The organism is Lebetimonas natsushimae, from assembly GCF_002335445.1.
In the GTDB taxonomy this organism is placed as follows: Bacteria; Campylobacterota; Campylobacteria; order Campylobacterales; family Nautiliaceae; genus Lebetimonas; species Lebetimonas natsushimae.
The window spans coordinates 108,199-118,858 of record NZ_BDME01000002.1 but is presented as its reverse complement, the minus strand read 5'-3'; the positions used below and the strand labels follow the sequence as shown (position 1 = coordinate 118,858).

Sequence of the window (10,660 nt, the reverse complement as noted above, 5' to 3'; positions counted from 1 at the left end):
GTTATTCCTTTTCATGTTTTAGAGTGTGTAACATTCTAATGCTTCCGTATAATATACTCGCTCCAACCACACCCATAAAAATTGCAATTTCAGCATAAAAATCTGTAAATACTTTTACTTGGTCTTTAAGAGGTATAGGTTTACCCGCACTTGGAATTTCAGGCATTAAAAATGGAATAATAATTAAACCTATCATAACAAAAGTAATAACGGCGACAGCCCAAGGTCTGATTTTAAAATCAGGAAATTTATTACCTATTACTGTTACACCAAAAAGTGTCAATACAACAATCCCACCTGTATAGACAAATATTTGAAAAAGCCCTAGAAGTTTTTCACCCATTCCTATGTAATAAATTCCCAGTAAAAACATCATCATAACAAAAGCCATTACTGCACCGACAGTGTTTTTTTGAGTTAAACTCATAATTGCCAAAACCAATGCGATAAACAAAATTAATATACTCATTTTTCTTCCCCTTTAGGAGATTTAATCTCTTGTTTTTTTTGAGCTTCCTCTTCTGCTTTTTTCTTAGCTTCTGCTTCCGCTTTTTTCTTAGCCATCATCTCAGCTTTTTTTCTGGCTTTTTCCTCTTCTTCTTTTTTCTTCTGTTCTATCCATTCTTCAGGAATATTTACTCTTACCCAGAAATTTTCAAGCGTTTCATGAGTACCGTCATGTGTAACCATTTCTATATCGCCACCGGCAAGTTTAATAGCTTTTTCGGGTTTTGTAGGACACACATCTTCACAAAGACCGCAAAATATGCAAATAGCTAAATTTACTTCCGGTACTTTATTTGGCCTTTTAATAGGTAAAGGCTTCATTTTAATGGCATCAACAGGACAAATTTTATTACATGCATCACATCCTGTACAAATATCATATCTTACTGTGTGTCTTCCTCTAAAAATAGGAGATTTATGAGCTGGTTCTTTTACTACGTCTTTTACTGCAATCCTTGGTTCTTTCAGAGCCTTTAAAACTCTGAGGATTCTTTCACTTATTTGAAACAACATCTTACGCTCCTAATATATAAATTCTTGCAAATGTAACCCAAACTAAATTTAATATAGCCATAGGTGTCAGCCAGCTCCAGCAAAATTTAAGCATCTGATCAAGTCTAAGTCTCGGGTTAGAAGCCCTGATTGCTACAACTAAAATAGCAATTAAAATTATTTTAAAAAACAACCACCAAAAACTATCAAAACCGATCCCCTTATATCCGCCGAAAAACAGCACAACCGCACTTGCACTCACAACCAAAATTTCTGTAAATTCAGCAAATTTAAGCAAAACATAATTTGTGCCGGAATATTCCGTATAAAACCCATATACAATTTCCTGTTCTGCATCTGGAATATTAAACGGAGGCTGTTCAAGCACTCCGAGCATCGCAACTATATAAATAATTGCACCTGGTAATAAAATTAAAGTTGTAAGCCATGTATTTGATTGCATAATTTCATATAAATTCATAGTTCCAAACAAAATAGCAGGAGACAATGCCGCTAAAAAAAACGGTGCTTCCATTGAAATCATTTGAGCAAGAATTCTCATCCCCCCGAGAAATGAATATTTATTATTACTTCCAAAACCTGTTAAAAACAATAAAAACGGTTCAACCCCAATTAATACAACAATCCCTAAAAGTCCATACTGAGTATCAATAATTCCATGACCGTTATTTATCATTGGGCTCCAAGGTATCAAATATACCGGAAGTGCAGCCACAAGAGGTGTAATAATAGGAATAATATTAAATAAATACGGATCAGCACTTTTTGGCGTTACATTTTCTTTAACAAGCAGTTTAAAAATATCATAAACTGTCTGCAAACTACCTGCAGGTCCATTATAATGAGGCCCTACTCTTTTATGAAGGTATGCTAATGTTTTTCTTGAAAAATAAAACACAAAAAAAGTCCAACCAAGTAAAAAAAGAAGCCCCGGAAAAACTAAAATATAAAATAAAATTTCACCTACACCCATTTTATCTCCTTATCTGTCTAAATCACCCTGACATATATGCATACTTCCGTAAAGTAGCGGTATGTCAGATAATGTTTTTCCTCTGAGTAACACATCAAGAACCATTGTATGGTTAACACTTGGCGCTTTTAATTTAAGTCTGTATGGACTTGTTGCTTTTTCTTCTGTTACCAAATGCATAAGCATTTCTCCCCTGGCCCATTCAACTCTTGTAACCGCTTCACCTTTTGGAAGTCTTTTTGGCATTCTGATTAAATGGTCTTTTGTTGGATCCATCTCTCCAGCTTCAATACCCTCTTGAAGTTTTTTCATAGCCTGTTTAATTAAATCAATTGACTGATTTATTTCTTTATAAATAATATAAAGCCTGTCTCTTGTATCACCGCTGTCACAGATCACATAATCCATTTCAAGTTCACCGTAAGCAGCATACGGTTCATCAATTCTTACATCTGTTTTATATCCGCTGGCTCTTGCAATAGGACCTGCAAGATAATATGTTTCCACATCTTCTTTGGTAAATATTCCAAGACCTTTTGCCCTGGTAGTCATAAGAGGGTTTTTTAAGAAAATATCTTCAATATCAGGTTTAACACTCTCCCATTTTTCTATCGCTTTATTTATTTCTCCAAACCAAGCTTTATAATCATTAAGTGGGTATCTAACACCTCCGGGTTCTACACAGGCAGTTGCAATTCTGGCTCCACTATAATCTTCTAAAACGTCTAGAAAATATTCTCTGACGTCAAGTGTCCACATCAAAAATGTCTGAAGTCCCATTGTTCCGAAAAATCCACCAATGGAAATCAAGTGACTTGCAATTCTTCCTGTTTCTCCCAAAACCACCCTCATATATTTTGCAAACGGAGTAATTTCTTTTCCTGCAATCTCTTCAACAGCCTGAGAATAACATATCATCGGATTTGGATTATCCATAAAGCAGATTCTCTCGACTGCTGTAATAGCGCCTATAAAATCTTTCCTCTCAACTAAATTTTCTAACGCCCTCCATACATATCCAATATCCGGTTCAATTTTTTCTATAATTTCTCCGTTTGTAAAAACTTTAAGTCTGATAGGTCCGCTTGCTGGGTGAGTTGGACCCCAGTTTAATACTGTTTCACTTCCATTATGACCTAATTTTTTTTCATTTTCTTCATAATCTTCAAAAAAATCTTCACTTATTGCATTTACATTTTCTATTAAATGCTTTTCATGCTCTTTCCAGTCAAAATCTTTTCTAAATGGAAATTTGCCGTAATAATCCTGAGAAATTAAAAAGTATCTTAAATTCGGATGACCTTTAAATTTTACCCCAAAAGTTGAATATGCTTCCAATTCATGATAATCAGCGCTTGGAAAAAGAGGAGTTATTGAATCAATTTCACAATGTTCTAAATCTCTTGGAATATCAACTTTTAACCATACATTTCTTTTGTTTTTTAAATCTTCTAAAAAATAATTTATTTCTATTTTGTCTTCATCTATAAAATCGGTAGGAGAAACGGTTGAGCAGGTTTTAACTCCCTCATGTTTTAAATCTTTTACCACATTTAATAAATCTTCTTTATTTTTAAGTTTTGCTTTTACCCATGTTTTTTTGTAATCTTCTATATATTCTGTATCAAATTTATTTAAAATTTCTTTAATTTTCTCCATCGCCATCCCTTAAAATTTCATTTGTTTCCAAAGGCCGCCCTGGCTTGATGCGCTTGGCTCGCCTCTTTTGATTTTTTCTTTAAGCTCTTCAAGACCGGCAATAATGGCTTCAGGTTTTGGAGGACAGCCTGCCACAAATACATCAGCCGGTAAAATTTCTGTCATGTTTTTTATAACTGACGGTGAATCGTTATAAGGCCCGCCGTCAAACGCACATGCACCAATTGCAACGACATATCTAGGTTCTGGCATTTGTTCATAAGTTCTAAGAAGAGCCGGCAGAATTTTTTTACTTACAAGCCCTGTAATAAAAATAATATCAGCCTGTCTTGGAGTTGGAGTCATAATATACCCATATCTTTCCCAGTCATATCTAGGTCCCATAGAAGCTAACATTTCAAGTGAACAACAGCCACTACAAAAATGAACTATCCAGGGAGATTTACTCCTTGCATAATTAAAAAAATCAAGAACTTTTAGCATTTCTGTACTCCTTCATACTTATTGTAATAGCTGCAAACAGTAAAATTCCAAAAACCATAGCCCAGTTTAGAGCATCTTTATCATCCGCAAAAACAAATAAAGAAAAGAAAAGCCCTGCCATATCAAACACAATAAAAGATATCGCAAAAATAAAATAATTAAAATTGGCTTTACTCGGGGATTCAGAACTTGGCGGGAGCCCGCATTCAAAATGGTCGTTTTTAATATCACCCGGATTAAAAGGCGCTATTATTATCCCAAGTAAATATAAAAGCAATATACCTGCCACTAAACCGGAGGCTATTGTTAAAATAAGACCCATTTTATCTCCTTTTTTGGTTAGTATAGCAAAATTAATAGCTATTCTGTTTCTAATTTAGTAATTATAAGGAAAATTTATATTTTTGTAAAACATTTATTTAAATGTTTTTAATAATGATGTTACATCATGTAATAAATAAACATTCATTTATATATTTAAAAATCCTATTTCTTTTTCACTGTCAAATGAATTGATTTTTTCTTTTTTAATTTCTTCAATAAAATCTTCTGTTTTAAAAACCGAATTTTTCCTCATAGCAACCTTAAGGGCTGTATTTTTGATTATTACTTCAATCTGGGCACCGGTCAGTTCATAAGAAGCCAGTTTTTTAATATCAAAATTTTCCTCATAATCCGCATTTTTAGGAAGTTTTAATTTCCAAAGTTTTACCCTCTCTTTAAATTCAGGCTTTTTAAATTCTATTTTTATGTCAAACCTTCTTGAAAAAGCCTTATCTAAAGTTTCTAGCAGGTTGGTAGTGGCAATTAATATCCCGTCAAATTTTTCAATCTGTTCTAAGAATATATTTTGCATTTGATTGTGCATTTTATCAGCACTGCTAAATGAGGCGGTTGTACGGGTACTTAAAAACTGGTCTGCTTCATTTAGCAATAAAACCGGTTTTGTTTTTAATTTCTCAGCAACCATGTTATATTCATCAAAAAGTTTTCTTACATTCTTTTCACTCTCCCCCACATACATAGACAAAATTTTACTGCTATCAAGACTTAAAACCGGTTTATTAAGCTCTTTTGCCAAAGCTAAAGCTGTCACGGTTTTACCCGTTCCGGGATAGCCGTAAAAAATTATTTTGGCTTCTATGTCATTTGAAGTTTTTACTCCCCATTTTTTTAGCTTGTTTAATACTTTTTTATCAATCTGTTTTAAAAGGGTATTAAGTCTTTTTTGTGTTGTTTCATCCAATATGATATCTTTTAGGGAATATTTCGGTTCAATAAAATCAAAAAGAGTCTCTTTTACAACATGTTCGATTTTGTGTTTTTTTCTCGGATGAATTAAATCTTTTAAAATATCTTCATTTATAAAATAAATTCTGTTAAATCCGCCAAAAGCTCCTATAAGTTCATCATAATCAATAATACCTTCACTTACCAGTTTTGAATTTTCATCAAGCAGGCTTCTGTTTTTAATTCTTTCAATTTCATCGGAACTTATTAAATTTAAAAGATAATTCATTTCCCTTGCATTTTCATTCGAATTGGTATATTCTTCTTTTAAAAGAGCCAAAAATATTATTTCCTCTTTTTCGTTTAATTCATTTTCTTTTATAAAATTAAGAACCGGAAGATCAATTTTTGTTTTTTTCACTTTTTCTTTTATTGTATTTTCAATTAAAATCAGTTTGCTTTGAAGTCTTTTTATACTTGAACTTGTTTTAGAAAAAGAATTTTTTATATTTGCAAGCTGTTCGTATATTTCAATTCTTAAAAACTCGTCATGTAAAAACTCCAAATGGTCATTATAAGGTTTGTTTTCAGGAACTACAAGCTCAAGGGAACCCTGTTCGATAAGTTTTAAAAATGAAATGGAAAGTGAAATATTTGAATTGAAAAGCTCCAGATTTGTCATATCGTTTACTTTAAACTGACCGATGGAACTTATTACAATCCAACCTTCCTCTATTAAATTTTTAATCACATCAATATTTTCAAGTGCTTTGAATTTATCTTTCCCATAAACGGAAAATAAAATTTCCTTTACATTTATATCTTCTTTACCGTCTACATAATATTCCAGCATTAATCTTAAAATTTCAATTTCTTCGTCTTTTAAATTTAAAATTTTATAAACCGGGCTTTTTTTAGGGTTTTTTAAAAAGGTAATTATATTTTTTACCAAACACGCTCCTTTGTATAAATTGTTATAATTATATCAAAAAGGCGGATAATGCAGTTTTTATATATTGAAAATCCCGCAAATCAACTGATTTTAACAGGAGATGAACATAAATATCTTTTTAAGGTAAGAAGAATTAAAAAAAACGAACTCATTAAAATCAGAAATTTAAAAGATGATTATCTGTATATCTATAAAATTGATGAAATAAACAAAAAAAATGCATTTTTAACCCTTGTTGAAAAAAAACATATGCCTAATAAACCTGAAAAATTTTTTCATATTGCATGGTGTATAATAGATACTAAAAACATTGAAAAAATTTTGCCTTCATTAAATGAAATCGGAGTCGGGAAAATAACTTTTGTATACTGCGATTTTTCTCAGAGAAACTTTAAATTAAAAATCGACAGAATCAAAAAAATACTTATAAATTCATGCCAACAGTGTGGAAGAAGTGATTTAATGGAAATTGAAATATTAAATTCAAGCAAAGAATTTTTTGAAAAATATAAAAATTTCAGCGTTCTTAATTTTAACGGAAAAAAAATTGACTCAGCCGATATAACCCAGCCTGTTTTAATAGGACCGGAAGGCGGTTTCAGTGAGAGTGAAGAAGAAAAATTCACTGAAATTTATAAACTTGAAGGTTTTATTTTAAGAAGTGAAAGTGCGGCATGTGCTATAAGCGCTAAAATATTGCTTTGAAATAGTTAAAAATTAAAAATGAAAAGTGAAAAATTATTGAATTACTTTTAATATCTTTTCTATTAATTTCAATGCTTTGTAACGGTGAGAAATTTTCTGTTTTATTTTCTCATCAAGCTCGCCCAATGTTTTATCAAATCCTTTTGGTATAAACATCGGGTCATAGCCAAAACCCTTATCACCTTTTGCCTCATCAATTACATCGCCGTGCATAAACCCGTGCGCTGTAAAAACTCCGTAAGGTGAAGACACGGCAATTGCCGCTGTGTAAAACGCAGGTGTTTTTTTAATATTTCTTTTTTTTAGTTCTTCTATCAATTTATTTAAATTATCCCTGTCATTTGCCCCCTCGCCCGCAAATCTGGCGGAATAAATTCCGGGAATTCCACCAAGAAACGGCACACTTATCCCGCTGTCATCAGCCATTACAATAAATCCCGGTAACTTTTCGGCCACAGCTTTAGCTTTAATAATTGCATTTTCTTTAAAATTTTTTCCGTTTTCTTCAATTTCAAAAGAAGGAATCAAATCAGTATAAGGAATAATTTCATAACTATTTAAAATTTCTTTTATTTCTCTAACTTTTCCCTTATTTGATGATGCGAGCACTATTTTCATTTTAATCCTTATTTTTCAATAATTATTTTATATCCCTCAGGGGTTTTTTTAATAAAAAGTTCTTTGGGACCGTGATATTTATAACTTTTTGATATATAATCCTCATACATATCAATCCTGAAAATTTTTTCATTTTCTGTATTCTGATAAGGTATTATATTGATTTTTTTAAAATAAATTTCAACTTTTTGATATTTTTTATTATAAAAAACCCTTTTTTTATAATCCAAAAATTTTATCAAATTATCACCGTTATATCGTTTAAAACCTTTATCATAAAAATTCTTGTATTTTTCAAAATTATTGTGTTCCCAAGCATTTCTCCATTTATAAAGAAATGCCAATATATCTGCAATTTCCTGTTTTGTAGCTTTTAGAGGGTTGGAATCATTAATCAAAAGATATGTGTTCTGGTAATTAATAAGTTTTTTTAAATAAATTAAATCCGGATTATCCAAAACTATACAGCCTTTTGATAAATCGGGTCTTTTTTCACCATCAAGAGGTTTACCGTGAATCCAGATCCCATGTCCGTCTCTGCCCAGCAATTCATCATATAAATTGGGATAACTTGTTTCAAAAGCAAAAGGTCCATAAAAAGAATCTATATTATTTAAAACAGCATTTAATTTGTATACGCCTATAGGGGTCACCAAATCCCCCTCTTTTTCTTTATCCCCCAGTTTACCTACAATTACATTAAATGTTTTTATATGTTTGAATTTACCTTTATCCACATAATAAACCGACAAAGTCCTCTGCAGTTTATTACAAAAAAGAATATTTTTTTTATATTCAAAATAACCGAAACTAACATCTATATTTTTTAACCTGTTTAACCAAAAAGCAGGAGACTGGATAGAATTTTCCAATATTTTTTTTACACTCTCGCAGCCATTATATCTATAAACATCATATAGATCTTTAGAATACAAAGATAATGTTAAAATAAATAAAAATAACAATTTTATTTTAAATTTTACTATTTGCATTAAATAATCTCTCTCCTGTTTTTTAAGCGAAATTATATCAAAGGTTTAGGAGGAGAAAAATAATATCCCTGGGAATAATCAATACCCAATTTCTTTATATATTCAAAAATTTTTTTATTTTCAACAAATTCTGCAACAGTTACTATATTTCCTTTTTTTGCAAATTCCACCATTGTTTCTACAATCATTTGAGATTTTTTATCAGTTAAAATATTTTTTATCAAACTTCCATCAATTTTTAATCCGTCTATTTCAAATTTAAATAAATAACTGAAATTGGAATAACCGCTCCCAAAATCGTCAATAAAAATTTTTACCCCTAACTTTTTAAGTTTTGTTAAATAATTTAAAATAGAGGCATCTGAAGCTATATCTTCATTTTCCAATAATTCAATTGTAATTTTTTGGGGATTTGGAAAATCTTTAATCAAATTATAAATTTTTTCTTTTATATTTTCATCCTCAAAATCCTCTAAGGAAAGATTCAAAGAAATTTCTTCTTCTCTGTTTTTAAATATATTTAATGTTTTTTGAAAAACTATTAGTGTTAAATTTTTATATATATTTACGCTTTTTGCAACATCTAAAAAAAACTCTGGGGAATAAACTTTTCCATCTTCTCCTATCATCCTGATTAATGCCTCATATTTTACAATTTTTTGCGTTTTATTATCTATAATAGGTTGAAAATAAGGAATTATCCTGTCTTCTCTCAAAGCTTTTTCTATCATATTTAAAATTTTTTGATTTCTTTCAAAACTTTGCGCCAAATCTTTTATTTCACAAAAACAAAGACATTTTCTTTTTTTTCTTTTTGCATATTCTATAGCTATATCAGCTACTTTAAAAACATCTTTTTCTTTTCTAGAGCCAATTCCCGCCCTAAAAAATAAATTTATTTCATTGTTTTTTATAATATATGGTTGTTCTAGTTTATTAATTATTTTTTTAATATACCCGCAGTTTTTTTCACATCTATTATCATTGAGTAAAATAGCAAATTCATCAATATTTACATGATATACATCACCGTCTGCTATATTTACCAATCTTTTGGCCACTTCTTTAATAATTAAATCCCCCATCTCCTGAGAAAGATAATCATTAACTTCTCTGAACTTATTAATATTCAAAATTGCCAAAGAATTTTTATCTGTTGTTTTCATATCATCAAATAATTTCATTCTGTTTGGTAGATTTGTAATGTGATTGTAATAATATCTTTTAATCATTTCATCTCTGTAATATTTTATTGCGTTTACAGCTTTATTGATTGATTCTTTCAATTTTTCAAATTCAATAAAATCCATTTTGATTTTTAAAGTTTCATATATTCCTTTTGAAACTCTGGTATCAAAAAATTCCAATAAAATATTGATATTTTTTTTAAGCAGTTTGGCAAAATCGGAAAAAGCGTATAAAGTGGCGATTAAAGCTAAAAGAAGAAAGATTATAGCAACAATAAATGAAAAATTGAAATATATAAAAGATTTTTTTACAGGTACTTTGGTTTCAACAAATCCAATAATATCTCCTTTTTTAAATCCCACCAGTTTATTTTTCATTTTAGTTATTCCGCCGCAACTCATAAAATTTCTTCTGACTTTTCCATGACATTTCAAACAGCTTTTTTTTAATTCTATTACTTTATAATATTTAAGATAATTTAAATTAATCTTATAAGTCTCTTTTTCTTTTTTTAATTTTTTAAAAAAGCTGTCCTTGCTTAAATTTTTATTTTTTAACAAAGAATATATTTTAAAATCAATGTTGGAATTTTTTTTATACATTTTAATTATTTCATTAAAAGAGATATAATGATGCATCATTTGTGAATATTTGGTTGAAAAAGCAATATTGGTTACTATTTTGGCTTTTTCTTTTTCCTGATATATAAATAAATTTAATAAAATAACATATAAAATTACAATAATAATTGTGGCTACAAATAACGACATTATAATAATTTTAAGCATTTTAGAAGTTATTGAACCCATATTCACTCTTTTTACACAAAATTTACTTTTA

Annotated in this window: 11 protein-coding genes; 1 reads left to right on the top strand and 10 read right to left on the bottom strand. The window is 29.7% G+C overall.

Annotated features, from left to right (window positions below; translation table 11 throughout):
* Position 1 precedes the first annotated feature (1 nt).
* The 7 genes from LNAT_RS05060 to LNAT_RS05030 all read right to left on the bottom strand — a co-directional run bounded on the left by LNAT_RS05060 (position 2) and on the right by LNAT_RS05030 (position 6,317).
* A complete protein-coding gene (locus tag LNAT_RS05060; RefSeq protein WP_096258987.1) occupies positions 2-469 on the bottom strand; it encodes an NADH-quinone oxidoreductase subunit J family protein in 468 nt (155 codons plus the stop codon).
* Complete coding sequence (locus LNAT_RS05055; protein WP_096258985.1) at positions 466-1,020, bottom strand: 4Fe-4S binding protein; 555 nt, start codon at positions 1,018-1,020, stop codon at positions 466-468. Before LNAT_RS05055 ends, LNAT_RS05060 begins: the two co-directional genes overlap by 4 nt.
* 1 nt (position 1,021) lies before the next feature.
* Positions 1,022-1,993, bottom strand: coding sequence for a complex I subunit 1/NuoH family protein (locus LNAT_RS05050; RefSeq protein ID WP_096258983.1), 972 nt, complete (start codon positions 1,991-1,993; stop codon positions 1,022-1,024).
* A gap of 9 nt (positions 1,994-2,002) precedes the next feature.
* Positions 2,003-3,652, bottom strand: coding sequence for an NADH-quinone oxidoreductase subunit D-related protein (locus LNAT_RS05045; protein ID WP_096258981.1), 1,650 nt, complete (start codon positions 3,650-3,652; stop codon positions 2,003-2,005).
* 9 nt (positions 3,653-3,661) lie between these two features.
* Positions 3,662-4,135 (bottom strand): NADH-quinone oxidoreductase subunit B, encoded by a 474-nt coding sequence (locus LNAT_RS05040; protein WP_024789428.1) that lies wholly within the window; start codon positions 4,133-4,135, stop codon positions 3,662-3,664.
* A complete protein-coding gene (locus LNAT_RS05035) occupies positions 4,119-4,457 on the bottom strand; it encodes an NADH-quinone oxidoreductase subunit A (RefSeq protein WP_096258980.1) in 339 nt (112 codons plus the stop codon). The genes LNAT_RS05040 and LNAT_RS05035 overlap by 17 nt, the downstream gene beginning before the upstream one ends.
* A 147-nt stretch (positions 4,458-4,604) precedes the next feature.
* Positions 4,605-6,317, bottom strand: a complete 1,713-nt coding sequence (locus LNAT_RS05030; protein ID WP_096258978.1) for an ATP-binding protein — start codon at positions 6,315-6,317, stop codon at positions 4,605-4,607.
* 48 nt (positions 6,318-6,365) lie between these two features.
* On the opposite strand from LNAT_RS05030, the gene LNAT_RS05025 reads away from it, so the two are divergent.
* Entirely contained in the window at positions 6,366-7,022 is a 657-nt protein-coding gene (locus LNAT_RS05025; protein WP_096258976.1) for a 16S rRNA (uracil(1498)-N(3))-methyltransferase, read from the top strand.
* Positions 7,023-7,055: 33 nt separating this feature from the next.
* On the opposite strand, the gene rdgB is transcribed toward LNAT_RS05025, so the two are convergent.
* From rdgB to LNAT_RS05010, 3 genes are read right to left on the bottom strand one after another with little or no spacing between them, the layout of a single operon-like run.
* Positions 7,056-7,640, bottom strand: a complete 585-nt coding sequence (gene rdgB / locus LNAT_RS05020; protein WP_096258974.1) for an RdgB/HAM1 family non-canonical purine NTP pyrophosphatase — start codon at positions 7,638-7,640, stop codon at positions 7,056-7,058.
* 8 nt (positions 7,641-7,648) lie between these two features.
* The gene (locus LNAT_RS05015) at positions 7,649-8,632 is read right to left on the bottom strand and encodes a L,D-transpeptidase family protein (RefSeq protein WP_096258973.1); all 984 of its coding nucleotides are present in this window, start codon (positions 8,630-8,632) and stop codon (positions 7,649-7,651) included.
* Positions 8,633-8,664: 32 nt separating this feature from the next.
* Positions 8,665-10,629: an EAL domain-containing protein gene (locus tag LNAT_RS05010; RefSeq protein ID WP_096258971.1), complete on the bottom strand. Its 1,965-nt coding sequence runs from the start codon at positions 10,627-10,629 to the stop codon at positions 8,665-8,667.
* Between the last annotated feature and the right edge of the window lie 31 nt (positions 10,630-10,660).

Coding starts and splice junctions, on each gene's coding strand:
- LNAT_RS05040 (WP_024789428.1), bottom strand. CDS start 4,135: ATGCTAAAAGTTCTTGATTTTTTTAATTATGCAAGGAGTAAATCTCCC.
- LNAT_RS05050 (WP_096258983.1), bottom strand. CDS start 1,993: ATGGGTGTAGGTGAAATTTTATTTTATATTTTAGTTTTTCCGGGGCTT.
- LNAT_RS05055 (WP_096258985.1), bottom strand. CDS start 1,020: ATGTTGTTTCAAATAAGTGAAAGAATCCTCAGAGTTTTAAAGGCTCTG.
- LNAT_RS05015 (WP_096258973.1), bottom strand. CDS start 8,632: ATGCAAATAGTAAAATTTAAAATAAAATTGTTATTTTTATTTATTTTA.
- rdgB (WP_096258974.1), bottom strand. CDS start 7,640: ATGAAAATAGTGCTCGCATCATCAAATAAGGGAAAAGTTAGAGAAATA.
- LNAT_RS05025 (WP_096258976.1), top strand. CDS start 6,366: ATGCAGTTTTTATATATTGAAAATCCCGCAAATCAACTGATTTTAACA.
- LNAT_RS05060 (WP_096258987.1), bottom strand. CDS start 469: ATGAGTATATTAATTTTGTTTATCGCATTGGTTTTGGCAATTATGAGT.
- LNAT_RS05010 (WP_096258971.1), bottom strand. CDS start 10,629: ATGGGTTCAATAACTTCTAAAATGCTTAAAATTATTATAATGTCGTTA.
- LNAT_RS05035 (WP_096258980.1), bottom strand. CDS start 4,457: ATGGGTCTTATTTTAACAATAGCCTCCGGTTTAGTGGCAGGTATATTG.
- LNAT_RS05045 (WP_096258981.1), bottom strand. CDS start 3,652: ATGGAGAAAATTAAAGAAATTTTAAATAAATTTGATACAGAATATATA.